General features: G+C 62.9%; 31 protein-coding genes, 1 tRNA gene and 2 pseudogenes. 18 read left to right on the top strand and 16 right to left on the bottom strand.

The genetic code is table 11. The features are described from left to right. Positions 1-98: 98 nt before the first annotated feature. The 3 genes and pseudogenes from ACNFCI_RS19365 to ACNFCI_RS19355 form a co-directional block, all read right to left on the bottom strand. Positions 99-611, bottom strand: a pseudogene (locus ACNFCI_RS19365) (methyl-accepting chemotaxis protein); the annotation flags it as partial. Positions 612-956: 345 nt separating this feature from the next. Then, positions 957-2,006 (bottom strand): annotated as a pseudogene (locus ACNFCI_RS19360) (HAMP domain-containing protein); the annotation flags it as partial. A 283-nt stretch (positions 2,007-2,289) separates the two neighbouring features. Further along, positions 2,290-3,642 carry an APC family permease gene (locus ACNFCI_RS19355; RefSeq protein ID WP_084854497.1) on the bottom strand — a complete coding sequence of 451 codons (1,353 nt, stop codon included), beginning with the start codon at positions 3,640-3,642 and terminating at the stop codon, positions 2,290-2,292. A gap of 505 nt (positions 3,643-4,147) precedes the next feature. On the opposite strand from ACNFCI_RS19355, the gene ACNFCI_RS19350 reads away from it, so the two are divergent. Both ACNFCI_RS19350 and nadA read left to right on the top strand, forming a co-directional pair. Next, positions 4,148-5,656 (top strand): YdgA family protein, encoded by a 1,509-nt coding sequence (locus tag ACNFCI_RS19350; RefSeq protein WP_084854499.1) that lies wholly within the window; start codon positions 4,148-4,150, stop codon positions 5,654-5,656. A 250-nt stretch (positions 5,657-5,906) separates the two neighbouring features. Then, positions 5,907-6,965, top strand: coding sequence for a quinolinate synthase NadA (gene nadA, locus ACNFCI_RS19345; RefSeq protein WP_084854500.1), 1,059 nt, complete (start codon positions 5,907-5,909; stop codon positions 6,963-6,965). Positions 6,966-7,075: 110 nt separating this feature from the next. Here the strand turns inward: nadA and ACNFCI_RS19340 are convergent, their stop codons facing one another. After that, the gene (locus ACNFCI_RS19340; protein ID WP_084854501.1) at positions 7,076-8,512 is read right to left on the bottom strand and encodes a M48 family metalloprotease; all 1,437 of its coding nucleotides are present in this window, start codon (positions 8,510-8,512) and stop codon (positions 7,076-7,078) included. A 118-nt stretch (positions 8,513-8,630) separates the two neighbouring features. Between ACNFCI_RS19340 and ACNFCI_RS19335 the strand changes: the two genes are divergently transcribed. Beyond that, positions 8,631-8,870 (top strand): sulfurtransferase TusA family protein, encoded by a 240-nt coding sequence (locus ACNFCI_RS19335; RefSeq protein WP_084854502.1) that lies wholly within the window; start codon positions 8,631-8,633, stop codon positions 8,868-8,870. Between the two features lie 21 nt (positions 8,871-8,891). Then, positions 8,892-9,962 (top strand): AI-2E family transporter, encoded by a 1,071-nt coding sequence (locus ACNFCI_RS19330; protein ID WP_084854503.1) that lies wholly within the window; start codon positions 8,892-8,894, stop codon positions 9,960-9,962. Between the two features lie 119 nt (positions 9,963-10,081). Here the strand turns inward: ACNFCI_RS19330 and ACNFCI_RS19325 are convergent, their stop codons facing one another. Together ACNFCI_RS19325 and ACNFCI_RS19320 are read right to left on the bottom strand one after the other, a co-directional pair. Then, positions 10,082-10,555, bottom strand: coding sequence for a peroxiredoxin (locus ACNFCI_RS19325; protein ID WP_368829732.1), 474 nt, complete (start codon positions 10,553-10,555; stop codon positions 10,082-10,084). A gap of 10 nt (positions 10,556-10,565) precedes the next feature. Continuing rightward, positions 10,566-11,126: a glycine cleavage system protein R gene (locus tag ACNFCI_RS19320; RefSeq protein WP_084854505.1), complete on the bottom strand. Its 561-nt coding sequence runs from the start codon at positions 11,124-11,126 to the stop codon at positions 10,566-10,568. A gap of 259 nt (positions 11,127-11,385) precedes the next feature. On the opposite strand from ACNFCI_RS19320, the gene dapA reads away from it, so the two are divergent. The 6 genes from dapA to ACNFCI_RS19290 all read left to right on the top strand — a co-directional run bounded on the left by dapA (position 11,386) and on the right by ACNFCI_RS19290 (position 16,174). Beyond that, positions 11,386-12,273: a 4-hydroxy-tetrahydrodipicolinate synthase gene (gene dapA / locus ACNFCI_RS19315; protein WP_084854506.1), complete on the top strand. Its 888-nt coding sequence runs from the start codon at positions 11,386-11,388 to the stop codon at positions 12,271-12,273. Positions 12,274-12,290: 17 nt separating this feature from the next. Then, positions 12,291-13,406, top strand: a complete 1,116-nt coding sequence (bamC, locus tag ACNFCI_RS19310) for an outer membrane protein assembly factor BamC (RefSeq protein ID WP_084854507.1) — start codon at positions 12,291-12,293, stop codon at positions 13,404-13,406. Then, positions 13,407-14,165: an MBL fold metallo-hydrolase gene (locus ACNFCI_RS19305; protein WP_368829731.1), complete on the top strand. Its 759-nt coding sequence runs from the start codon at positions 13,407-13,409 to the stop codon at positions 14,163-14,165. A gap of 29 nt (positions 14,166-14,194) precedes the next feature. Then, a complete protein-coding gene (gene purC / locus ACNFCI_RS19300) occupies positions 14,195-14,905 on the top strand; it encodes a phosphoribosylaminoimidazolesuccinocarboxamide synthase (protein ID WP_043213139.1) in 711 nt (236 codons plus the stop codon). Positions 14,906-14,997: 92 nt separating this feature from the next. Next, positions 14,998-15,087, top strand: a tRNA-Ser gene (locus ACNFCI_RS19295). Between the two features lie 109 nt (positions 15,088-15,196). Further along, positions 15,197-16,174, top strand: coding sequence for a tyrosine-type recombinase/integrase (locus ACNFCI_RS19290; RefSeq protein WP_416768132.1), 978 nt, complete (start codon positions 15,197-15,199; stop codon positions 16,172-16,174). 2 nt (positions 16,175-16,176) lie between these two features. Here ACNFCI_RS19290 and ACNFCI_RS19285 read toward each other — a convergent pair whose 3' ends face one another. The 9 genes from ACNFCI_RS19285 to ACNFCI_RS19245 all read right to left on the bottom strand — a co-directional run bounded on the left by ACNFCI_RS19285 (position 16,177) and on the right by ACNFCI_RS19245 (position 19,271). Continuing rightward, on the bottom strand, positions 16,177-16,425 hold the full coding sequence (locus tag ACNFCI_RS19285; RefSeq protein WP_282878670.1) for a helix-turn-helix transcriptional regulator: 249 nt from the start codon (positions 16,423-16,425) through the stop codon (positions 16,177-16,179). Continuing rightward, a complete protein-coding gene (locus tag ACNFCI_RS19280; protein WP_416768131.1) occupies positions 16,422-17,201 on the bottom strand; it encodes a hypothetical protein in 780 nt (259 codons plus the stop codon). The genes ACNFCI_RS19285 and ACNFCI_RS19280 overlap by 4 nt, the downstream gene beginning before the upstream one ends. After that, entirely contained in the window at positions 17,198-17,521 is a 324-nt protein-coding gene (locus ACNFCI_RS19275) for a hypothetical protein (RefSeq protein ID WP_416768130.1), read from the bottom strand. The genes ACNFCI_RS19280 and ACNFCI_RS19275 overlap by 4 nt, the downstream gene beginning before the upstream one ends. Next, complete coding sequence (locus tag ACNFCI_RS19270) at positions 17,505-17,696, bottom strand: hypothetical protein (RefSeq protein WP_416768129.1); 192 nt, start codon at positions 17,694-17,696, stop codon at positions 17,505-17,507. The genes ACNFCI_RS19275 and ACNFCI_RS19270 overlap by 17 nt, the downstream gene beginning before the upstream one ends. After that, positions 17,683-17,910, bottom strand: coding sequence for an Arc family DNA-binding protein (locus ACNFCI_RS19265; RefSeq protein ID WP_416768128.1), 228 nt, complete (start codon positions 17,908-17,910; stop codon positions 17,683-17,685). Before ACNFCI_RS19265 ends, ACNFCI_RS19270 begins: the two co-directional genes overlap by 14 nt. Then, the gene (locus ACNFCI_RS19260) at positions 17,900-18,079 is read right to left on the bottom strand and encodes a carbon storage regulator (protein ID WP_416768127.1); all 180 of its coding nucleotides are present in this window, start codon (positions 18,077-18,079) and stop codon (positions 17,900-17,902) included. The genes ACNFCI_RS19265 and ACNFCI_RS19260 overlap by 11 nt, the downstream gene beginning before the upstream one ends. A gap of 49 nt (positions 18,080-18,128) precedes the next feature. Then, complete coding sequence (locus tag ACNFCI_RS19255) at positions 18,129-18,347, bottom strand: hypothetical protein (RefSeq protein WP_416768126.1); 219 nt, start codon at positions 18,345-18,347, stop codon at positions 18,129-18,131. Further along, positions 18,344-18,784, bottom strand: a complete 441-nt coding sequence (locus ACNFCI_RS19250; protein WP_416768125.1) for a tellurite resistance TerB family protein — start codon at positions 18,782-18,784, stop codon at positions 18,344-18,346. Before ACNFCI_RS19250 ends, ACNFCI_RS19255 begins: the two co-directional genes overlap by 4 nt. A 106-nt stretch (positions 18,785-18,890) precedes the next feature. Beyond that, positions 18,891-19,271, bottom strand: a complete 381-nt coding sequence (locus ACNFCI_RS19245) for a LuxR C-terminal-related transcriptional regulator (RefSeq protein ID WP_416768124.1) — start codon at positions 19,269-19,271, stop codon at positions 18,891-18,893. Positions 19,272-19,429: 158 nt separating this feature from the next. On the opposite strand from ACNFCI_RS19245, the gene ACNFCI_RS19240 reads away from it, so the two are divergent. After that, positions 19,430-19,744: a DUF1654 domain-containing protein gene (locus ACNFCI_RS19240; protein ID WP_416768123.1), complete on the top strand. Its 315-nt coding sequence runs from the start codon at positions 19,430-19,432 to the stop codon at positions 19,742-19,744. 35 nt (positions 19,745-19,779) lie between these two features. Here ACNFCI_RS19240 and ACNFCI_RS19235 read toward each other — a convergent pair whose 3' ends face one another. Beyond that, positions 19,780-20,595, bottom strand: a complete 816-nt coding sequence (locus ACNFCI_RS19235) for an XRE family transcriptional regulator (RefSeq protein WP_416768122.1) — start codon at positions 20,593-20,595, stop codon at positions 19,780-19,782. On the opposite strand from ACNFCI_RS19235, the gene ACNFCI_RS19230 reads away from it, so the two are divergent. The 7 genes from ACNFCI_RS19230 to ACNFCI_RS19200 form a co-directional block, all read left to right on the top strand. Then, entirely contained in the window at positions 20,585-20,986 is a 402-nt protein-coding gene (locus tag ACNFCI_RS19230; RefSeq protein WP_416768121.1) for a transcriptional regulator, read from the top strand. The two genes, ACNFCI_RS19235 and ACNFCI_RS19230, sit on opposite strands and share 11 nt — an antisense overlap. Before the next feature lie 353 nt (positions 20,987-21,339). Next, the gene (locus tag ACNFCI_RS19225; protein ID WP_416768120.1) at positions 21,340-21,675 is read left to right on the top strand and encodes a hypothetical protein; all 336 of its coding nucleotides are present in this window, start codon (positions 21,340-21,342) and stop codon (positions 21,673-21,675) included. Then, positions 21,672-21,965, top strand: a complete 294-nt coding sequence (locus ACNFCI_RS19220) for a hypothetical protein (RefSeq protein ID WP_416768119.1) — start codon at positions 21,672-21,674, stop codon at positions 21,963-21,965. The genes ACNFCI_RS19225 and ACNFCI_RS19220 overlap by 4 nt, the downstream gene beginning before the upstream one ends. Next, positions 21,959-22,255, top strand: a complete 297-nt coding sequence (locus tag ACNFCI_RS19215; RefSeq protein ID WP_416768118.1) for a hypothetical protein — start codon at positions 21,959-21,961, stop codon at positions 22,253-22,255. Before ACNFCI_RS19220 ends, ACNFCI_RS19215 begins: the two co-directional genes overlap by 7 nt. Then, positions 22,252-23,001 (top strand): phage antirepressor, encoded by a 750-nt coding sequence (locus tag ACNFCI_RS19210; protein WP_416768117.1) that lies wholly within the window; start codon positions 22,252-22,254, stop codon positions 22,999-23,001. Before ACNFCI_RS19215 ends, ACNFCI_RS19210 begins: the two co-directional genes overlap by 4 nt. After that, a complete protein-coding gene (locus ACNFCI_RS19205; protein ID WP_416768116.1) occupies positions 22,998-23,387 on the top strand; it encodes a hypothetical protein in 390 nt (129 codons plus the stop codon). Before ACNFCI_RS19210 ends, ACNFCI_RS19205 begins: the two co-directional genes overlap by 4 nt. Next, positions 23,384-23,563 (top strand): hypothetical protein (locus ACNFCI_RS19200; protein ID WP_416768115.1); only part of this gene is annotated, 180 nt, incomplete at its 3' end. The genes ACNFCI_RS19205 and ACNFCI_RS19200, both read left to right, overlap by 4 nt.

The raw sequence follows: 23,563 nt of genomic DNA, 5'->3' as shown, positions 1-23,563 counted from the left end.
ACCGTTCCCCTGTAGGAGCGGGCTTGTCCCGCGATTGATCGCGAATGCAGGCTCGGCCCAATCGCGGGGCAAGCCCGCTCCTACAGGGAAAGCAGTGGCTATACCTTGAACTGTTCCATCAAGGCCTGCTGCTGGTTGGCAAGCCGGTTCAGCGCCTGGCTGATCCGCGCCGACTCGTCGGCCTGGCCCGACAGCGACTCGGTCACATCGCGGATGCCGGCGACGTTGCGATTGACTTCCTCGGCCACCGCGCTCTGCTCCTCGGCCGCCGAGGCGATCTGCAGGTTCATGTCACTGATCACCGCCACCGCTTCGCCGATTCGCTGCAGGGCAGGCAGGGCCTGTTCCATGCGCGTGGCGCTGTCACGGGCCTGGCGCTGGCCTTCGTGCATGGCGCCGACCACATCATGGGTGCCCTGCTGCAGGCCTTCGATCACCTGGCGGATTTCCTCCACCGAAACCTGCGTGCGCTGGGCCAGGCCGCGCACCTCGTCGGCGACCACGGCAAAGCCGCGACCGGCCTCGCCCGCGCGGGCGGCTTCGATGGCCGCGTTCAGCGCCAGCAGGTTGGTCTGTTCGGCGATGGCGCGAATCACCTCGAGCACCGTGCCGATCTGCTCGCTGCGCCCTGCCAGGGCGCGTGCCTGGTCCATGGCGCTGTCCATGTCTGCCACCAGCCGATCGATGGCTTGGCGGGTCACGGCCACCAGCTCCAGGCCTTCATGGGTGGCCTGGTCGGCGCCGCGTGCGGCCTGGGCCGCTTGGGAGGCATTGCGGGCAACGTCCTGGGCGGTGGCGCTCATCTCGTTGGCGGCAGTGGCCACCTGTTCGATTTCCCGCTGCTGTTGCTGCATGCCGCCGCTGGTCTGGCTGGCGATGGCCGCAGACTGGTCGGCCGTGCCTCGGGCCTGCTGGAGCGAGCCCTTGACCTGGGCGATCACCGGCTGGAGCTTGTCGAGGAAGCGGTTGAACCAGCCGCTCAACTGGCCCAGTTCGTCCTCGCGGGTGTAGTCCAGGCGTCGGGTCAGGTCGCCTTCACCGCTGGCGATGTCGCGCAGGCGTTCGGCCACGGCGAGGATCGGCCGGGTCACGCCGCGGGCGGTCAGCCACACCAGCAGCAGGCCGAGCACGGCTGCCGCAAGGCCGATCAACAGACTGGTGAGGTTGGCGGCCTGGTTGCGTGCGTCCAGGCGTTGGTTAAGGGCCACCGCAGGTGCCTGCAGCACGGCCTCCGGCAGTTCCAGCAGGACCTGCCAGGGCGTTGCCTCGGGAATCGGGGGGAACGGGCGGGAGACGCGCATCAGGCCGTTCTCGAGCTGTTCCACCGGCTGGCCGGCGGCCATCGCGGTCGCAAGTTCACGCGCCTGTTCGCCGTAGGCCTGGGTCACCGTCTTGCTCAGTTGTGCATTGTCCTGGCTGTGGCCAGCCAGAAGGCCTGCGGGGCTGATGATGCTGACCTGGCCTTGGCCGTCGAACAGCTCCTGGCGGCCCGCCAGGCTCAGTTGCTGCAGGTTGTCCAGGCCAATGTCCAGGCCGACCACCCCGACCACCTGGCCGTTGTCCAGCAGCGGCAGGGCGATGCTGGTCATCAGCACCTGGCGGCCGTTGACCTCATCGAAATACGGGTCGAGCACGCAGGGCTTGGCGGTTTCCAGTGGGCAGGTCAGCCAGCGGTTGTAGGGCGAGCCATTGGCCGCGGTGCTGGTGTCGGCCAGCATCGATTCGGGCATGGACTCCGACTCCAGCGTTCCGGGGCTGGGCTGCGACCAGTACAGCGAATAGCGCCCGCTGTCGTTGCTGCCCTGGGCATCCTGGCCGATGAAGCGGGCGTCCTGCTGGTCCAGTGCGTTGGGTTGGAACACCAGGTACAGGCCGATCAGGTCGCGGTTGCCGGCCAGGGTTGCGCGGGCCTGGGCGCTCAGTTCGGCGCGTAGGTCGTCGCCGCCGCGGGCCCTGAGCACCTGCACCAGGCGGGCGAAACCATTGCCGTACTGGTAGGCGTCCATGAAATAGCGCTGGATGCGCAGGGCTTGGGTTTCGGCATGGGCCTGCAGGCGCAGGCGGGCGCTGTGGTCCAGCAGCTCGGTATTGGCCTGGAAGACCTCGGTCGCGCTGCGTCGAGCCTGGGTCAGGGACGTGGCGACCAGCAACGCGACGATCGCTAGCAGGCACAGGCCGGCGAGCAGGGTGATTTTCCACTGGATGGAGAGGCGGCGCAGGGGCATGGGAGCTTTCCTTCTCGTCAAGGACAACGCCCGCGTCAGGCGCGGGCGTTGTCGGCAGGCAGTCTCATTCGGCCATGTAGCTCGGTGGCGATACCCGGAATGCCTTGGTCAACCAGGCAAGGTATAGCACGCCGGCCAGCGCCCAGACGCCGCCGAACAGCAACGAGTGTACGTCCAGGTTCAGCCAGAGCCTGGCGATGATGCAAAAGCCGATGGTGGGCAGTACCAGATACTTGAGCTTGTTCGCCAGGCCTTGGTTCAGGCCTTCTCGCAAGTAGCAATGGCTGATCACCGAGAGGTTGACGAAGCTGAAGGCCACCAGTGCGCCGAAGTTGATGATCGAAGTGGCTGTCACCAGGTCGAAGAAGATCGCCGACAGCGCGATCAGGCCGACCACGGCGATGTTCAGCACCGGCGTCTTGTAGCGGGGGTGCAGGCGGGCAAACAGGCCTTGGGGGATCACGTTGTCGCGGCCCATCACGTACAGCAGGCGCGAGACGCTGGTCTGCGACGCCAGGCCCGAGGCGATGGTGTTGATCACGGTGCACACCAGGAAGATCGACTGGAACAGCTTGCCGCCGACATACAGGGCGATTTCCGGCAGGGCGGCTTCCTGGTCGTGGAAGCGTGCCATGGTCGGGAAATAGGCCTGGATGTAGAACGAGATGAAGATGAACATCGCGCCGCCGATCAGGGCGACCAGGAAGATCGCGCGGGGGATGACCTTTTCCGGCTGGCGGGTTTCTTCCGAAAGCGTGGTGACCGCGTCGAAGCCCAGGAACGAGAAGCACAGCACGGTGGCGCCGGCGATCAGGGTGTTGAGCTGAGTCTGGTCGTTGGCGAACGGCACCAGTGTCCAGCTGGTGCCCAGGCCTTCACCTTGGTTCAGGCCGCGAATGCACAGGTAGGCGAACACCGCCATGATCACCACCTGTACGGCGACGAACAGGCCATTGAAACTGGCCACCAGGTTGATGCTGCGCATATTGATCAGGCTGATCAGGGTGACGAAGCCCGCTACCCAGACCCATTGCGGTACTTCCGGGAACATGGCCGAGAGGTACAGCTTGGCCAGCAGGGCGTTGATCATCGGCAGCAGCAGGTAGTCCAGCAACGAGGCCCAGCCCACCAGAAAGCCCATGTGCGGGTTCATGGCGCGCTGGGTGTAGGTGTAGGCCGAGCCGGACTGTGGGAAACGGCGCACCAGGGTGCCATAGCTCACCGCCGTGAAGAGGATGCCCAGCAGCGCCAGGATGTAGGCGCTGGGCACGTGACCGGCGGTGATGCCGGAGACGATGCCGAAGGTGTCGAACACGGTCATCGGGGTCAGGTAGGCAAGGCCGATGATGACCACCTGCCACAAGCGCAGGGACTTGCGGAACTGGACGTTGCCGTTGGCGCTGTGGTCAGGCTGCATGCGGGCGGCGCTCCTGGGGCTGGACGACAGGCACGGTGTACGGCAGGCACGGCAAGGGCGAGCGGGTGGGCTCCATGTTGTTCACCTTTTGTTGTAGGAGCGGATCGGGGCGCGACGAGCGCTTGTATCAGGCCTGGCAGGGCCTGGACGTCGAAGGCGGCGCGTGGGGGTTGGGGTGGACGGGGGTCATGATCGTCGGCGCGGTTCTTCTTCGTTTGTAGGCGCTGGGTGGGTGTGAAAAATAAAAAACGAAGGGCGAGTTTGTGTCAAGTGAAACGTGACAAGATGTAACATTAGTGAAGATTTATCGTTGTTTTTAAGGGTTGCCTGTCTTTTTGTAGGTGCTATCAAGGTTTAGATCGATTTCTGTGTTCGTAAAAATTTACGATCCAGCGTTTCGAGTGTCACGGCTCGGGCATCAAGTTGCCAGCAGTGATAATCTTCGCCTCCCGCGTGGCGTCGCCCGCTGCGCATCCGCCCTTATGGACAGCAATCGGTTCTATTCATGAAGAAATCAGTAGGCATTCTTTCCGGCCTGGCCGTTGCCATCGCCCTCGCCACCACCGCCGGCGCCTGGTATACCGGCAAGCAGCTGCCCGTTGAGCTCGAGCGTTCCGTCGCCCAAGGCAACGAGGAATTGAAAAAGGCCATGGCCGGCACTGGCGGCAGTATGACCATCGAACTGGTCTCGCTGGAGCAGCACTTCTTCACCAGTACCGCCCACTACCGGCTCAAGGCCCAGAATGTCTGGCTCGGCGAAGGCGAGCCGCTGAACTTCGACCTGGGGGTGACCGACCAGATCGAGCATGGCCCGTTCCCTTGGTCGCGAGTCAAGCGCCTGAACCTGGCGCCGGTCATGGCCACCAGCAACAGCCAGCTGGACAAGGACGATTTCACCGCCTCCTGGTTCGCAGCCGCGGGCGATCAGTCGCCGGTGACCGGCCAGGTGAGCCTGGGCTACGACGGCAGCCTGTCCAGCGATATCCGCCTGGCACCCCTCAAGCTCAGCGAGGATGACGGCAGCAGCCTGGATTTCTCCGGCATGCGTGTGCTACTGCGGGGCGACCGCGAGGGCCAGGCGGTGCGCATCGATGGCAAGGCCGAGCGCCTGGAGATGAACCTGGTCGGTGCTGACCAGGCGCCGGTCAAGTTCCTGCTCAATGGCTTCAAGGTCACCGGCGACCTCAAGGGCACCGGCCATGATTTGGTGTATGTAGGCAACTTCGACATGGCGCTGGCCGAGACCCAGGTCACCCTGGGCAACAGCCAGGATGTCCTGGTGCTCAAGGGCCTGGAGCAGAACAACCGCTACGATGCCGAGGGCGAGGACAAGCTGTCCGGCCGCCTGGAATACAAGGTCGCCGACATCACCTATGCCGGGCGTGCGGTGGGCAGCGGGCAGATGGTCTGGAGCATGAAGTCCCTGGACATCCCGGCCATGCAGGCGCTGATTGCCTGGTACCAGACCCGCATGCCGGACATCCAGCAGGCAGCCGCGCAAGGTGAACAGTTGCCTTCGCTCGACCTGAGCCCCGAGGAGCAGGCCAAGGTCCAGGCCGATGTGCAGAAGATGCTCGCGGCCAAGCCGCAACTGGCCCTGGAGAACCTGTCGTTCAAGACCGCCAATGGCGAGAGCCGCTTCAACCTGGCGGTCGACCTGGCCAGCCCGGCATCCTTCGACCTGCCGGCCGACCAGCTGGGCAAGCAGATCGTCACCCGCCTGGAGGGCAAGCTGTCGGTGTCCAAGCCGATGGTCGGGGACCTGGCGACGTTGCAGGCACTGCTCGATGGGCAGACCGACGCCCAGGCCATTGCCCAGCAGTCCAGCCAGGCTGGGGAAATGGTCGGCATGATGGCGCTGCAGAGCGGCATGGCCACGGTGGAGGGTGACAACGTGGTCACTCGTCTGGATTACGCCGATGGCATGGTCGACTTCAATGGCCGCAAGATGACCGTCGAAGAGTTCGCCATGCTCCTGAGCGCTCACCTGGCAGCACTTTCGCCGCAAGGCTGAAACCCAGGTACGAGGTCTTGCCCCGCGATAGGACCGGGGCAGGCCGCCGCCGGGCGCGGGCCCCAACCCGAAGCCACAAAAAGCCCTTTTGCATTGCCTCGATTGTCTGTAGCCTTCGGCCTCCGATAATACGCCGTGCCCGCAGGTGGGCCGCGATGGCCTGGCCGGCCATCCGGCACCTTCAGCCAACCTGCCAGGGCCGGGTGATACACTCGAGTGACGCGCATACGCGCCCGCAGGTCCCGTGATCATGACCCAGATTTCCGAACGCCTGTTGGTTCAAGCCCATCTTGACGCCAAGCAGCCCAACCCGCTGACGCCGCAGCAGGAGGCCGAATACCGTGCGGCCATCGCGGCCGAGCTCAAGGCCCAGAACGCCGTTCTGGTCGCCCACTACTACTGCGACCCGGTGATCCAGGCCCTGGCCGAAGAGACCGGTGGTTGCGTATCCGACTCCCTGGAAATGGCCCGCTTCGGCAAGAACCACCCCGCCAGTACGGTGGTGGTGGCCGGTGTGCGCTTCATGGGCGAGACGGCGAAGATCCTCACGCCGGAAAAACGCGTGCTGATGCCCACCCTGGAAGCCACCTGCTCCCTCGACCTGGGGTGCCCGGTGGAGGAATTCTCGGCGTTCTGCGACCAGCACCCCGAGCGCACCGTGGTGGTCTACGCCAACACATCGGCGGCAGTGAAGGCGCGAGCCGATTGGGTGGTCACCTCGAGTTGCGCCCTGGAAATCGTCGAAAGCCTGATGGACAACGGCGAGACCATCATCTGGGGCCCGGACCAGCACCTGGGCCGCTATATCCAGAAGCAGACCGGCGCCGACATGCTGCTGTGGGATGGCGCCTGCATCGTCCACGAGGAGTTCAAGTCGCGCCAGCTGGCCGACATGAAGGCGCTGTACCCCGATGCGGCCGTCCTGGTCCATCCGGAGTCGCCGGAATCGGTGATCGAGCTGGCCGATGCGGTGGGTTCCACCAGCCAGTTGATCAAGGCCGCCCAGACGCTGCCGAACAAGACCTTCATCGTCGCCACCGACCGGGGCATCTTCTACAAGATGCAGCAGCTGTGCCCGGACAAGGAATTCGTCGAAGCGCCCACTGCCGGCAACGGCGCGGCGTGCCGTAGCTGTGCGCACTGCCCGTGGATGGCGATGAACACCCTCGAGCGCACCCTCGACTGCCTGCGCAAGGGCAGCAACGAGATCTTCGTCGACCCGGCGTTGGTGCCCAAGGCGATCAAGCCGTTGAACCGGATGCTGGACTTTACTCAGGCTGCACGGTTGAAGCTGTCCGGTAACGCCTGAGTCGACACCCAGCGGGGCTGCTTTGCAGCCCTTTCGCGGCATAAGGCCGCTCCTACAGGGGGGACGCTAACCCTTGTAGGAGCGGCCTTGTGCCGCGATGGGCCGCAGACCTAGCGCCCCATCATCTCCTTGACCATCCGTTGCTGTTCCAGGATTTCCCGCTGGCGCTGGTCGATCTGCGATGCCAGCGGGAAATTGCTGCCCGCACGGCGCTTGGCGTAGTCCAGCTGCTGGATGGCCTGGTCGAAATCGCCCACCAGGGTGAAGTACTCGGCGCGGGCCCGGTGCAAGCCGATGGTATTGCCCGACAACCCGCGCACTTCGGCTACGTCATACCACACGTCCGGGTCGTAGGGGCGGCGCTTGATCAGGTCGTCCAGCACCTTCTCGGCTTCAGCCGGGCGGTTCTGCTTGATCAGCAGGTCGGCGCGGACCTGCTGCAGCGGGTAGTTGCTCGGGTACAGCGCACGCAGGCGCTCGACCCGCTGCTGGGCATCGGCCAGGCGGTTGTTGGTGATGTCCAGGTCGACCTGGGCCAAGTTGTAGGTGATGTCGTTCGGGGCCTTCGCCAGCAACGGCTGCAGGTTGGCCCGCGCTTCGTTGAGCTGGCCGCCCTTGATCTGCGCGATGGCCAGGCCATAGCGCGCGGCGTCGAGTTTCGGGTCTTCGTCGAGCTGGGCGCGGAAGCGCTTGGCGGCAAGGCCTGGCGTGCCTTCATAGATCAACGCGACGCGGGCGCGGATCAACTGGTAGCGCGCACTGTCCTCCACGCCGCCCTTGGGGGCCTGCTCGGCACGGTTGCGAGTGTCGGCGATACGGGACTCGGTGACCGGGTGGGTGAGCAGGAACTCCGGAGGCTTGGCGTCGTAGCGGTACTGGCGGGCCAGGCGTTCGAACATAGTGGGCATGTTGCGCGGGTCGTAGCCGGCCTTTTCCAGGTTCTGGATGCCGATGCGGTCGGCTTCCTGTTCGTTCTGCCGGGAGAAGCGGCGCTGCTCCTGGATCGCCGCGGCCTGGGTGCCGGCGATCACGCCGATGCCGGCATCGCCACCACCGCCTGCCGCCAGCACGATACCGGCCAGCAGTGCCGCCATCATCGGCAATTGCATGCGCTGCTGGGCTTCGACGCCGCGGGCGAAGTGGCGCTGGGACAAGTGCGCCAGTTCGTGGGCCAGCACCGAGGCGTATTCGCCTTCGGTCTGAGCGTTGAGGAACAGGCCGCCGTTGACCCCGACGATCCCGCCTGGCGCCGCGAAGGCGTTGAGCTCGCGGCTGTCGATCAGGATGAACTCCAGGCGCCGGTCCTGCAGCTGGCTGGTCTCGGCCAGCTTGTACACGCTGGTCTCGACGTAGTCCTTGAGCTGCGGGTCGTTGAGCTGGTTGACCTGGCCGCGCAGCAGGCTCAGCCAGGCCCGGCCCAGTTGATGCTCCTGCTGGGGCGAGACGATCGCCGAACTGGCGTCACCCAGTGACGGCAGGTCGTCGGCATGGCCGGGCAGGGCCATCAGGCAGGCCAGCGTCAACAGGGTAGGGCGCAGTAGATTCATGCATGAAGCTCGCGTCGGTCAAAAAGCCTACTGTAGCCGGCTCACACGTTGGCGACCAGTGGCGTTATCCTACCGAACTTGTCTGCAATGCTAGATTGCCCCGCCAGGAGATTACCGGATGATTGACACCCTGACCTGCGACGCCGAGCTGGATGCCAGCGGGCTGAACTGCCCGTTGCCGCTACTCAAGGCGAAGATGGAACTCAACCGCCTGGCCAGCGGCGCGGTGCTCAAGGTGATCGCTACCGATGCCGGTTCCCAGCGCGACTTCCGCACTTTTGCCCAGCTTGCCGGTCATACGCTGCTTCGTGAAACCGCCGAGGCCGGCGTCTATACCTACTGGCTGCGCAAGGCCTGAGCCCCACCCCAACGATCGTCAATGTTCAAAGTGCTTCGCGACTGGATGCAGCGCTACTTCTCAGATGAGGAGGCGGTGGTGCTGGCGGTGCTGCTGTTCCTGGCCTTCACCGTGGTGCTGACCTTGGGCGGGATGCTCGCGCCGGTATTGGCCGGCATGGTCCTGGCCTTCCTCATGCAGGGCCTGGTCAATGCGCTGGAGCGCCTGCATGTGCCGACCCGGCTGGCCGTGTGGGTAGTGTTCGCGCTGTTCATGGGCGCCCTGGCGGTGTTCATGCTGGTGCTGGTGCCGCTGCTCTGGCACCAGTTGATCACCTTGTTCAACGAGCTGCCGGGCATGCTGGGCAAGTGGCAGTCGCTGTTGCTGTTGTTGCCCGAGCGCTACCCGCACCTGGTATCGGACGAGCAGGTGCTGCGCGCCATCGAGTCGGTGCGCGGCGAGATCGGCAAGTTCGGCCAGTGGGCGCTGACCTTTTCCCTGTCGAGCCTGCCGCTGCTGGTCAACGCCATGATCTACCTGGTGCTGGTGCCGATCCTGGTGTTCTTCTTCCTCAAGGACCGCGAGCTCATCGCCCGTTGGGTCAGCGGTTACCTGCCGCGCCAGCGCACCCTGCTGAACCGGGTGGGCGACGAGATGAACCGGCAGATCGCCAACTACATCCGCGGCAAGGGCATCGAGATCCTGATCTGCGGCATCGCCACTTACATCGCCTTCATCAGCCTGGGGCTCAACTATGCGGCGTTGCTGGCCTTGTTGGTGGGGTTGTCGGTGGTGGTGCCCTATGTCGGGGCGGTGGTGGTGACCGTGCCGGTGACCTTGATCGCGCTGTTCCAATGGGGCTGGGGCGACCAGTTCATCTACCTGATGGCCGTGTACGCGATCATCCAGGCACTCGATGGCAATGTGCTGGTGCCGTTGCTGTTCTCCGAGGCGGTCAGCCTGCACCCGGTGGCGATCATCTGTGCGGTGCTGCTGTTCGGCGGGCTGTGGGGGTTCTGGGGGATCTTCTTCGCCATCCCGCTGGCGACGTTGTTCAAGGCGGTGCTGGATGCGTGGCCGAGGCAGGAGCCTAGCGTTTCACCGATGCTTTGAAGTGGCTGGGGCCGCTTTGCGGCCCTTTCGCGGCACAAGGCCGCTCCTACAGAAGCGCGCAATCCTCTGTAGGAGCGGCCTTGTGCCGCGAAAGGGCTGCAAGGCAGCCCCAATCGATCTCAAGCCTTATTCAGCGCCTGTGCCGCAGCCAACACCGCATCCACATGCCCCGGCACCTTCACCCCACGCCATTCCTGGCGCAGCACACCGTCCTTGTCGATCAGGAAGGTGCTGCGGTCCACGCCCATGTATTCCTTGCCATACAGCTTCTTGAGCTTGATCACGTCGAACAGCTGGCACAGGGCCTCATCCTTGTCGCTGATCAGCTCGAACGGGAAGCCCTGCTTGGCCTTGAAGTTCTCATGGGACTTGAGGCCATCGCGGGACACGCCGAACACCACGGTGTTGGCGGCCTGGAAGGCTTCGTGCTGGTCACGGAAGCCCTGGCCCTCGGTAGTGCAGCCCGGGGTGCTGTCCTTGGGGTAGAAGTACAGCACCACCTGCTTGCCCTTGAGCCCGGCAAGGCTGATGGCCTGGCCGCTGGTGGCCTGGGCCTGGAAATCGGCGACGGGTTGGTCGAGTGCTACGGCCATGGGAGCTTCCTTACATGGGGTTCTGTGGGCGCCAGGGTTCGATCAGCGCGTCCAGGTTCAGGGCATCGGCGAAGTCCAGGAACTGGTCGCGCAGCCAGCTGATCTGGGTGCCGGCCGGCAGGATCACGGTGAACTGGGCATTGAGCATGCTGCTGCCGGTCTGGGGCGCCAGGTAGGTGTCGCAGGTCATGCTTTCCAGCTCGACGCGGTGGTCGAGGAAGAACTGGCACAGTTCGCTGACGATGTCCGGGCGATAGGCGGCGCTTACGTAGGCTACGTAGGGCAGGGCTTGTGGGCGCACTTCCTGGTCGGCGCTGCGCACCACGTCGAGGGTCAGGCCGTGCTTCTTGGCCAGGCCCGGCAGGACGGACTCCAGGCGGGCCAGGGCATCCCAGCTGCCGCCGACCTGCAGCACCACGGCGCTGGTCTCGCCGTGGCGGGTCAGGCGCGAGGTGATCACCGCGCAGCGATTGTCGAAGGCGGCACGGCTGAGGACATTGGCCAGCTCCATGGGGTTGGGCCCCAAGGCACTGATGACGAGGAACTGTTCGCGGACGGTGGGGGTGGACATGCAGCATTCCTAAAGCGATGAGCGGTCGGCACAGGACAGGCGAAAGCCTCCTGTCGGCAGGGCCCCGGGCTCGCAATCGAGGTCGTGGACGCTGGCGCGGAGCATTGTCGACGGCCCGGCGGGCCACGCTGCGCCGATCAAAGGGAGAAGGGTAGCGAAAAGCAGCGCCGAGGGGAATGCTCCGCCCACCTGCGTCGCTTGTGCAAGGCCGATGGCGCCAGTACCATTACCGCTCTCTTTTTCCGGCAGGAGCAGTTACATGATTGCGGGCAGTATGGTGGCATTGGTCACACCCATGGATGCACAAGGGCGTCTTGATTGGGACAGCCTCGACAAGCTTGTAGACTTCCACCTGGAAAAAGGCACCCACGCGATCGTCGCGGTCGGCACCACTGGCGAGTCCGCCACCCTGGATGTCGAAGAGCATATCCTGGTCATCAAGCACGTGGTCGAGCGCGTCAAGCGCAGCAACCATCGCGTCCCGGTCATCGCCGGTACCGGTGCGAACTCCACTGCCGAAGCCGTCCACCTGACCCAGAACGCCAAGAATGCCGGTGCCGACGCCTGCCTGCTGGTGGTGCCGTACTACAACAAGCCGACCCAGGAAGGCCTGTACCAGCACTTCAAGCACATCGCCGAAGCCGTCGACATCCCGCAGATCCTCTACAACGTGCCCGGCCGCACCTCCTGCGACATGCAGGCCGAGACCGTGATCCGCCTGTCGAAGGTCAAGAACATCATCGGCATCAAGGAAGCCACCGGCGACCTGGTGCGCGCCAAGGCCATCCTCGACGGCGTCGACAAGGACTTCATCGTCCTGTCCGGCGACGACCCGACTGCCGTCGAGCTGATCCTGATGGGCGGCAAGGGCAACATCTCGGTCACCGCCAACGTCGCCCCGCGCGAAATGGCCGACCTGTGCGAGGCCGCCCTTGAGGGCAATGCCGAGAAGGCCCGCGCAATCAACGAAAAACTCATGCCGCTGCACAAAGACCTGTTCTGCGAAGCCAACCCGATCCCTGTGAAGTGGGCGTTGGTGGAGATGGGCCTGATGCAGAAGGGCATCCGCCTGCCGCTGACCTGGCTGAGCGAAGGCTGCCACGAAAAAGTCCGTGCGGCCCTGCGCCAGTCCGGCGTACTGGTTTAATCGAGGAAGTACACCGCATGAAGCGACTGGCTGGTCTCTCCACCCTTGCCCTGATCATCTCCAGCACCAGCGGTTGCGGCTGGCTGTGGGGCGAGGATGGCTATTTCCGCGACCGCGGCAGCGACTACCTGCAGGCGCACCCCACCGCGCCGATGCAGCTGCCGCCGGACGCCAGCAACGTCAAGCGCCTGGACCCGCTGCTGCCGATCCCGCGCAACGTCGCCGACGATCACGCCACCGGCGAGTTCGAGGTGCCGCGCCCGCAGCCGCTGACCGCAGCGGCCGAAGCAAGCGATTTCACCCTGCAGCGCAGCGGCAGCAGCCGTTGGGTGCTGGCCCAGCGTGCCCCAGCCGAAGTCTGGCCGGTGGCCCGCCAGTTCTTCGAGGACAACGGCTTCCGCATCGCCGAAGAGCGCCCGCAGACCGGTGAATTCAACACCACCTGGCAGCGTTTCGACGAGCTGTCCGCATCCCTTGGCCAACGCCTGGCCAGCGCCTCCAGCAGCCCCGACAGCGAAGTGCGCGTGCGCGTTCGCATGGAGCCTGGCGTGCAGCGCAACACCTCCGAGGTGTACATCGTCAGCGTCGAGCGCCCGGCCGGCAGCACCGCCGAGCCTGAGTTCCCGTCCAGCTCCGCCAACACTGCCGCCGACGCCCTGCTGGTCGACGAGATGCTGGCCAGCATGAACCGCAGCGCCGAGAAGGGCGGTTCGGTGTCTCTGCTCGCCGCCCGCGACTTCGACGCGCCAAGCCGCGTCAGCCTGAGCGAAGACGGCAGCGGCAACCCGGTGCTGTACCTGGGCGCCGACCTGGACCGCGCCTGGTCCAGCGTGGGCCGCGCCCTGGAGCAGGGCGAGTGGCGGGTCGAGGACATCAACCGCAGCCTGGGCCTGTACTACATCAACCTGTCCGAGAAACCCGACGACAAGCAGAACCAGCCAGGCTTCTTCGGCCGCATGTTCGGCAGCGAGCCGTCCAAGGAAGAGCGTGAAGCCCGTGCCGAGCGCTACCAGGTTCGCCTGAGCAAGGTGGGCGAGAACGTTCAGGTCACCGTCGAGAAGAACATCAACACCGTGGCGCCAGCCGATGTGGCCCGCCGCGTGCTGAGCATGATTCAGGACCACCTCGGCTAAGTGCGTTTCGCGGTACTTGGAAGCGGCAGCCAGGGGAACGGCACGCTGATCGCCCATGACGATACCTTCGTCCTGGTCGATTGCGGTTTTTCCCTGCGCGAGACCGAGCGGCGCCTGGCGCTGCTCGGTGTGTCTGCGGCACAGCTGAGCGCGGTGCTGGTCACCCACGAACATGCTGACCACGTGCATGGGGTGGGGCTGCTGGCGCGGCGCTACAATGTACCGGTCTATCTCAGCCAAGGCACCCTGCGCGGCATGCGCAAGCCGGTGGAGGCGACGGGTTTGCTGCGTTGTGGCGACAGCCTGCGCATCGGCGCGCTGGAGGTCAGTGCGAACCGGGTCGAGCATGATGCATTCGAGCCGCTGCAGTACGTGTTCAGCGATGGCCGCCGACGTTTCGGCATGCTCACCGATCTGGGCTCCTATGACAGGTACCTGCTGGACCGTTACCAAGGCCTGGACGCCCTGCTGATCGAGGCCAATCATTGTCGTGACATGCTGGCCCGGGGGCATTACCCGCACTTCCTGAAACTCAGGGTTGGCGGCAACCAGGGGCATTTGAACAACCACCAGGCCGCGAGCCTGGTGGCCGAGCTGGGCTGGCAACACCTGCAGCACCTGGTGCTGGCCCACCTCAGCAGCAAGAACAACCGGCCACAACTGGCCCGCCAGTGCTTCGTCGACACCTTGGGGTGCGACCCGGACTGGCTCCAGGTGGCGAACCAGGAACACGGGCTCGACTGGCGCGAAATCGCCTAGCCCACCTACTCAAGCAAGCGGAGCCCATCATGGAAAAACGCGAAGAACTCTACCGCGGCAAGGCCAAATCGGTTTACAAGACCGACGACGCCGACCGCTTGATCCTGCTGTTCCGTAACGACACCTCGGCGTTCGACGGCAAGCGCATCGAACAGCTCGACCGCAAGGGCATGGTGAACAACAAGTTCAATGCCTTCATCATGCAGAAGCTCGAAGAAGCCGGCATCCCGACCCAGTTCGACAAGCTGCTGGGCGACAACGAATGCCTGGTCAAGAAGCTGGACATGATCCCGGTCGAGTGCGTGGTGCGCAACTACGCCGCCGGCAGCCTGGTCAAGCGCCTGGGCGTGGAGGAGGGCATCAAGCTGGAGCCGTCCACCTTCGAGCTGTTCCTGAAGAACGACGAGAAGGGCGACCCCTTCATCAACGAATCCCACGTCGTGGCCTTCGGCTGGGGCACCGCCGAGCAGCTGGCGACCATGAAGCAGCTGTCGCTGAAGGTCAACGAAGTGCTGAGCAAGCTGTTCGACGACGCCGGCCTGCTGCTGGTCGATTTCAAGCTGGAGTTCGGCGTGTTCCACGGCCAGATCGTCCTGGGCGACGAGTTCAGCCCGGACGGCTGCCGTCTGTGGGACAAGGAAACCCGCAAGAAGATGGACAAGGACCGCTTCCGCCAAGGCCTGGGTGATGTCATCGAAGCCTACGAGGAAGTGGCCAAGCGCCTGGGCGTGCCGCTCTAAGCGCCTCGCTCACGCAAGCGCCTGATACCACGCGAATTTTTTTCAAAGAAGGGTTTGCCTTTCACGAAATCGCTGGTATCATGCGCGCCACTGGAGAGATGCCGGAGTGGTCGAACGGGACGGATTCGAAATCCGTTGTACTGGCAACAGTACCTAGGGTTCAAATCCCTATCTCTCCGCCATATTAAAGGCCCCGAGCGCTGCGAAGCACTCGGGGCTTTTTCATTTGGGGGAATTTTGGGGGAATTGGGGGAGGGTGATATTCCCCCAAGCGTTCGCTATCATTCCGCCATGGCCTACTTCGAGAAACGCGGCGAAGCCTGGCGCGCCCAGATCCGCCGCAAAGGATATCCAACTCTTTCCGCCACCTTTAACACCAAGGCAGAAGCTCAGCGATGGGCTGCCGAGATCGAGGGTGACATGTCGCGTGCGCGCTTCGTCGATATGCGCGAAGCCGAGAGCACAACCCTGGCCGAGGCCCTGGATCGCTACCTGTCCGAGGTAACATCGACCAAGAAGGGCGCGAAGCAGGAAGAGGTCCGCATCCGAAAATGGAAGGAGCACAAGCTGGCGAGCAAAGGGCTTGCCGCGATCCGTTCGAGCGACATGGCTGCCTATCGCGATGCAGAACTGAAGGAAGGGAAGTCGACCGCGACTGTTCGTCTCAACCTGGCGGTCATCAGCCACCTCTACACGGTGGCCACCAAGGAATGGGGTATCGAAGGGCTGACCAATCCGTGCCGGGCCATCCGGATGCCGAAGGGCAGCAAGGAGCGCGATCGGCGCCCGACGCCGGCGGAGCTCGCCGCGCTTTACAAGGCAGCCGGCCAGATGAATGCTCAGCTTCCGGTGTTCATTGAGTTGGCGGTGGAGACGGCTATGCGCCGGTCTGAGCTGCTGATGCTGCGCCGCGATCAGGTCCGCGGCAAAGTGGCCTACCTGGAAGACACCAAGAATGGCGAAAGACGAGCCGTGCCACTGTCATCCCGGGCGATCACCCTGCTGGAGAGCTTGCCCACGCCGATCAATGGTGGTCGGTACTTCAGCCTGGCCCTCAACACTATCAGCAACTACTTCCCCAGGGCCTGCGAGGCCGCTGGGATTGAAGGGCTTCGCCTTCACGACCTTCGCCATGAGGCGACCAGTCGGTTCTTCGAACGCGGCTTCACCATGATGGAAGTCGCGAGCATTACAGGGCACAAGACCCTGGCGATGCTCAAGCGCTATACACACCTAAGCCCGCAAGACCTCGCCGAAAAGCTCGGCTGAGGTCAGGCAACCCGCAGCGTTGGCGGATCTTTCCGTTTTCGTCCAGGCTTTGGCTTTTGGTGCTCCCCATCCCTGAACTCGCGCAAGAACTTGCGCACATCCTCTTTTAGCCAGCAGTGTCGGTTGCCCATTTTGAAGCTCTTGGGCAGCCACGGCACGCCGCGGCGAATCCCCTCCCTGATTGACGCCTCGGTGCGGCCCAGCAGCTTGGCCAGGCCCTCGACCGTCAATACCTCAGTCTCTTCACTCATACCTTCCTCCCGGCCTGGCGCGTCAGGTTTTGGTTGTCACGCTGATCTGTCACGTCAGCAGCAAGCGAAACCAGCTCAGCTACCAGGGCCTCAGTGCGCCCGTAAAACTTGCCGGCGTCCTCGTTCACGAAGCGCTCGAGCACGTTGGCCACTGCCACCTGGTTGGCCAGGCCGCGCAGATAGGGGGCAGGCAGGGCCGCGTCGGTCGATGGCGCGTGCACGAAGGCTTCCTGGCAGATCAGCAGGGTGCGCACCGGGCGGATGCCCTTGCTCTTGCTGGCCCAGTTTGTGGTCGGCGTACACCATGGCAGCATGTGTAGGCACCAGGAACTACCGGCGGAATTCTGCGTGCTGGACCAGTACTCCATGTGGGTGAAGGCCTGGGCTGGGCCGCCGGCACGGCAGGAGCTGTAGTAGCGATCCCAGTCAGGCAGCTGCAGAAGGTTCGCCCGCATGACCTGCAGCTCCTCAATGCTTGGCAGGTGCCAACCGCGCTGCCCACGAATCGTCATCGCCAGCACCTTGCGCGCAATAGCGCTGCCGGCCTCGGCCATGGCTCGGGTATTAGCTAGTCCGTCATGGAACGACAGGGCTCCACGGACGTTCACTCGCGGCCCTGGTTGCTCCCACCACTGAGCAACGGCTTCGAACTCGCGCCCAGCATCGATTACCGCGTGCTCGGCACCGTCGAAGAACAGACGCCCGGCGTAGAAGCCACCGGCCAGAGGCTGGCCAACGGATGGCAGTGCGGATGGGATGATTGCTCGGCGTTTCACTGCGAGACCTCCTTCAGTTGCTTGATCACCGACTGGATACCGGCTGCATAGCTACCTGGCTTCCCGGCAGCTGCAGCAGCCAAGCGCTCGATGGCCACCTCCGGCGGAACCGCCCGAAGCGAGGCCAACATATCGATTGCCCAGCTTCGCCCTTGAAGGAACATGTAGCGGTTGATCGGTCCGGTGATGACGACCTCCACCGCTGGGTTGACGGCATTGTTGGGGACGGCCTGCGCGGCAGGCTTGGCTGCCGCCCGAGACAGAACCGACTTCAGGCGGCCCCGGGCCCGGCAGAGCGCCATATCAGCGAGGGTGCGCATGGCAGGTACTCTCCATGTCCGTAACCGCCCGCAGGCGCAGCGTAATGCCGCACTCCCGGGCGAGCTGGTTGAGTCGGCCCACGCTGGTGGTGCTGTCCTGCAGGGCCTTGCCGAAGCGCACAAGGCGTTCACCCAGGTCCTCGAACTCGTTCCGAATGGGCTTAGGCAGCGTCATGGGTGACCCCCTTTGCCTCCGCTGCATTGGTGAGCGCATCAATGAGGGCGTTGGCGCGGGCGCGGCCTTCCAGTTCGTTTCGGATTGCCGTGATGATCAGCGAGTTCATCGATCGATCGTCCGCGCTGGCGGCAGCGGCCACTTGGTCGCGCATGCCGTCAGGCAGGCGAACGACGAATTTGTCAGCGGTGCGGCTATCGTATTCAAAGGCCATGACGTGGCTCCTTCTGTTTGCGTTCACGGATTTCTTCGCGGTCGATCGCCACGCCTTTTGGCGCCACGACGCCCAGGCGCACGATGCCGCCAGTTACCTGCAATACCTGCACGGTTATTCCGTCACCGATGACGATGCGTTCGCCAATGCGGCGGGTGAGACAAAGCATGTTCAAACTCCTTTGGGTTAGGGGTGGTGATCGCCACCACCCCTTTCTGTCATTGCGCCGTGCGCAGTTCGGTGCGTGGCACCCATCCGCTGCTGGTTCTCACCATGCAGCCGACATATGGCGCGAACTTGGTCTGGCGCTCGGTCTGGTAGCCGTACCACTGGCACGAACCCCAGTTGAATGCCGCGCTCACTGCCAGTAAGGACAGAGAAACAGCCGCGATCAGCAGCACCGCTTTGCCAGGCCTGGCTCGACGACGAGCGATCACAGGTAGTCCTTGAGGCGCAGGTTCAGCTTGCCGGCGGCGCGCTCCAGCACGGCTACTTCGGCAGGTTCGATCTCACCGTCAGCCTCGGCGATGGTCAGCATGAAGTTGATGACCGTCTCGGCATCACCCGGGGTATGAGCCAGGTCGGCCAGTTCACGCTCGGCGTTCATGCGGATGATGCGGGCGCCGCCCTCGTTGAAATCGGCCTTGGCCTTGTCGATCAGGTTGCCCAACTCAGCACCGAAGCCCTGAAGCTTTGGCTCGTTGCGCAGTAGGCGGTCGATCTTGTCCAGCTCCGAAGGCTCGATCTCGCCGTCAGCCGCCGCAACGTAGAAGCAGCCGTAGACAACGCCTTGGAGCAGGTCGCGGTTTTCCAGCTTGGCCATGGCCGCACGGGCTTCGCGACCTTTACCGAACAGCTTTTTAAGTCCGAACATGGGTGTTTCCTCTTGGGTTGGTGAAGCTTTCTCCGGGCAAGCCGATGGCCTGCCGCGATAAATGGCTTTCGCAAAAAACTGGATGGGTTAGGTCAGGTGATTAGCGTCACGCCACCGCCAGGGCGCATTCGGTGCGCCGGCTGACCCTGGTTTCAACTAGCTTGCGCTCACCGGGGCGGCGAACGCGGGTGAACTCGTCGCTACCTGCGACGGAATGGCCGATCAGGACGGTGCATAGAGCAAGAACAAGAGGAGAAATAAGGCCGCGGCGCATGGCTTCTGCAACCAGCTGGGCGCGCTTGGTGACACCAAGCTTTGTACTGGCAGCAAGCAGGCGCTTGTCTACAGTGTCTTTCGCCACTCCGAATTCGCGCGCAGCCTCTTTGCTCGTCATTCCGCACGCTACGGCCATTACGCACTGTAATTCGCGCTCGGCCAGCCCCATGCCAAGGTTCCCAGTCCATGTGCCGAAAGTCAGTGCGTTCATATGCGTAGCTCCATGCAGTTGAGTGCTGTCGAAATAAATAATGGTTTACCTTTATTTGTGTGTCAACAGGCATACCTTTATTTTTGCCTTAACCTTCCATGGAGCCTCAAACATTGGGTAGTCTCAGCTGTATGGATGTACAGTAAAAGGAGGCAGAAATGGCCAAACAAAAGAAGCAGGCAGATGAGCGCAGAGTCATGACTGGCATGGAGCGCCTAGTCTTGAGGATTTCCTCAATGATCAATCACCCTTTGGCGCAGACCCAGCGATGGGTCACGATCCATCAGCTGGATACGGATAGTGATCAAGACTGGGAAGAGGTTATGAACACGCTGTCGGAGACGCCGGAGATCGAGATGACCTTTGGTGATGATGGTGGGGTCACGCTTAGATGGGAGCTTGATGAGGAGCAGGCCAGCAACCTGGTGCTGGAGGTGAATGCGGAGGAGGAGGCGGAGGCCGCCCCGTTCTGACCCGCTTGCTATGCGCCTAGGGGAATCCTTAGGCGCTACAGTAGATTTCCATTCCAGACATAAAGCACTCGCGCCTGAATGTAGGTTTCGTCTTTGCGGATCATCCGATCTTTGTGCTTCGGGTTGTCTGAAATCATCTCAAAGTGGTCATCGTCAGCGACCTGCAGCCGCTTGATGTATTCATGGCCGCCCCATGAGAAGAAATACACGCCATCACCCATGAATTCACGGATGCTCACATCCACGATCAACGGGTCTCGGTCTTTGATAGTCGGGGCCATTGACTGCCCCCATCCTGTTACAAGCTTGAGATGATGTGGCTCCTGGAACGCCAGGCCCAGTTCGCGCAGATGCCTCAGGCTCACCCTCACATCCTGCAGCATCTCGGGATAGTCATGGTTGACCTGCCCGCCACCCATGCCGCCACGCACGTCATAGTGCGCAATACGGATCTCATCACCAGCCTGGCGACGTCCGCTGGTGATGGTTGAGTTTTGGGAGGCGGGAAACGAATCGGCTTCTTCGGCCACCTCCAAAAGTCTCTTGCGCGCCTGCTCGGAGAGACCGGCTCCTTTCTTCTCCAGCATTTGCCGAACCATATCGGCGGCTGACATCACTCCGGACGGAGAGTCGTCCTCTTCGCCATCAAATGCTGGACCAACTCCTTCTGCTAGCCAGACGGGGTTTACGCCGCAGATCTGGGCGAGTTTTACAAGGTGCCCGCTCGTCCGAGAAAGCCCCCGCTCGATCTCAGAAATAGAGGCCTGCTTGATACCCGCCCTCTCGGCTAAATCCGATTGGGTGAGCTGCGCATGACGACGAGCGTGCTTGAGGCGGTCTTTGAGTTCCATAGCTCACCAATTTAATGGTTACCCTTTTTTCTTGCAAAAAGGTATGCCTGTAAAATACAGTAAAGGCATACCTCTATTCGGCGTTCAGCCCATGAATGAAATTTTCAGTGACTTGGTCAGTTTTTTTGGCGGCCAGGTGGCCACAGCTAAAGCTCTTGGAGTCACCCAGGGCACTGTCAGCGGCTGGGTGCGAGGCGTCCATGGCTGCTCTGCTGACATGGCGCTGTTAATCCAGGCCAAAACTCATGGGCGTATCGCTGCTTCTAGTGTCCGCCCATCACTGGCGGAGTCGCTTCCGACCTTGGAGCAAAATGTACCAGCAAGACGCCACCAGTCGCAGACCAACGAGTCTGCTGTGAATCCATCCAGTACCGCGCAGGCCCAACCGTGATCCGAACCTTGGCTGTGGTTTTCTGCATGCGTGTAGTTAGGGGCTGGCGGGAAAGTTATGCGCCTGCCCTTGAAAGGCGTAGCTCGGCCGTTAACCTGATTGATTCGCAAAGAAAAAGAGCGCCTGTTGCGCTTTCAAAGGAGCGTGATATGCGCGCGCAGACATCTATTCGGCAACCCCGCCCAGGGTAGGCCATGACCCTCTCAGGGGAGGGGGTCGCAGTTTTTGTGTTCCGTGGATGATAGGGATGCCCGAGTCCAGGACGCAAAAAAACCCGCTGCCAGGCGGGTTCTTTAACCGACCTCTGCCAGGAGGTCTTTGAATCACATCGCTATGCAAATAGGAGATGCGCTATGTCGCACCCGAAAAATACCACTGAGGCATCGCCGGCGCAACAAATCCTCACTCGCAAGATCGGCCTGCTCGACACGCCCATCGCAAGAAACAGCGATCAACTTCTCAGTGTTGAGCCTGGCCTGGATGCCCAGGATGCGTTGCGTGCCGCACGTACTCTTTCTTCTGGCATGAGTCAGATCTGCCAGCACATGCACGACTCACTGAACTACGGCGAAATGACCTACTGCGACGGGATGGCGGCCCTTGGCTTTCTCGGCGAGACGGTGAGCGCTCTGATTTTTTCGGTCGAGAAGAGCGTTGCCGCAGCTGCAGGCAACGGGGGTGAGGCATGAACGCATCCGTGACAATTGCAGATGTGGCAGCAGAGGCTGAGTTCCAATTGCTGATCGCCAAGGACTATCAGGTATGGCTTTGCGCATTAGCCCGAGCGATCCATATCAGTCACGCCCACGACGGCGGACGGCATGCAGAGGATCTAGCCGACCTGGTCAAGTATCTCGATGACACCAACTTTGGGGGAATTGAAAGCTCGATTGAGCAGTTCCAGCAGGTCCACAAAGACCATTCCGCGCCACAAAAACCGACTTCGCCGAAACGTGGCGCGGGAGGTGCGGCATGCTGACCGTGCGACGCGAGCTGATGCCATCGCCGGTTTCCGGTGAGATTGTGCAGGACGTAATCCTCTCTGCCGAGGAGATCGCCCGGTTCAATGAAGCCCGCGAGGCGTTTCGAGCCATCAAAGCCTTGTACTGGGCGCATGTTGTGCCGGGCCTCGGCGGTTTCGAAAACCCTGTCGTAGGAGAGCTGGAGCGCCAGTTGGAGGTCGTTGTCTTCTCGACGAGCAACTTCTTGTTCCCGCACCGCAGTGCATCCGCCTTCCATGAAGCAAAGCATGTGGGAGGTGCGGCATGAACCTGCCTTCTACCACCTTCACCACCATGGATACCACCGAGCTGCTGGCTCTGGTAAACGAGGCCCGCGCTGATTTCGGCGAGGGGGCGGTCCGCCACAACGACTTCGTTGCTCGCTGCAAGGATGAGCTGGATGGGGAGTTTTACGAAACTTTCGTAATAAAGCCGGACGGCCCTGGGCGCCCCAGCGAAGGGCTTCGGCTCACTGCCGACCAATGCAAGCTGGTCGCCATGCGCGAGTCGAAGGGTGTTCGTCGCCGCGTACTTGCCCGGCTGAACCAACTGGAAGGGCAGCAGACGCGCCCGATGACCCAGGCCGAGCTCATCGCGGCAAGCGCGAATCAGCTGGTTGCGATCGAGCGTCAACAGGCCGCCCATCAGATGGCGCTAGAGCGAGTTGAGGACCGTACGACCAAGCTCGAGCAAGTGCGCTACCTCGACTCGGTGCCCAGTGGCTTCGAGACCATCACCACGATCCGTGACCGCATCAATAACCGTCATGGCCTCCCGGCCTGGGTGGTAAATGCCGTCATGCGCGAGGTGACCGGCGCACCGCTCCCGTTCGCCATGGTGCGCAGCCGTCATTCCGACGAAGGAGGGCAGCCATTCGCCATTTGGCCAAAGCCTGCGATCACACGCCGATTCGACCAGTTCGTAGAGCAGTGCACCTACGTCACGGCGGAGCGGGCAACACATCCAGAGATCCCGCAGGGGCGATTCAAGATTCACCCGAGGCAGCAGCGATGAAGAAACCAACCAAGCAGCAACTAATTCAGAAGGTCGCTGAACGGGCTGCCGAGTATTACCGGGCGCAGTCCATGGCCAGGCGCATGCGGATAAGGCTGAACGACGAGTACAGCATGTTCTTCCGGGCGTGCGGTGAACCTGACCCGAAAAGTCGCCGCATCGACCCATCAAACCCGCTCTACGACGCAGTGATCGCCTACACGGCGGACACCTACGAGCTTTACCAGAAGGCGCAGCGGGTCAAGCACAACGCCAAGCGAGCGATGGAGTCGGCCATCAGATCGATGATCGGTCCTGGTGTCGATCATCAGCCTCCGCTTGCTCCTACGCCCTTGCCGCTGGCACCGATGCGGCGGACCACTGCAACTGGGGAGACCCTGCAATGAACAACCCGTCTACCCCCCCCCAGGCGCTCCAGCAGGTCGCTGGCGCAGCGATCATCAGCGGCCCTTGGCCAAGCTATGCCGCATTCCGAAATCTACCAGAGCGCGAGCGTTGGGTGCTGTACGGCAGCGCGAAGGCGTATCGCGAGGCGCTGGAGCTCCAGGGCCTGGTGATGAGC

Source organism: Pseudomonas sp. NY15356 (genome assembly GCF_048068175.1).
In the GTDB taxonomy this organism is placed as follows: Bacteria; Pseudomonadota; Gammaproteobacteria; order Pseudomonadales; family Pseudomonadaceae; genus Aquipseudomonas; species Aquipseudomonas putida_K.
The sequence above is the reverse complement of the archived record's forward strand: the minus strand, read 5'-3'. Positions and strand labels throughout refer to the sequence as shown.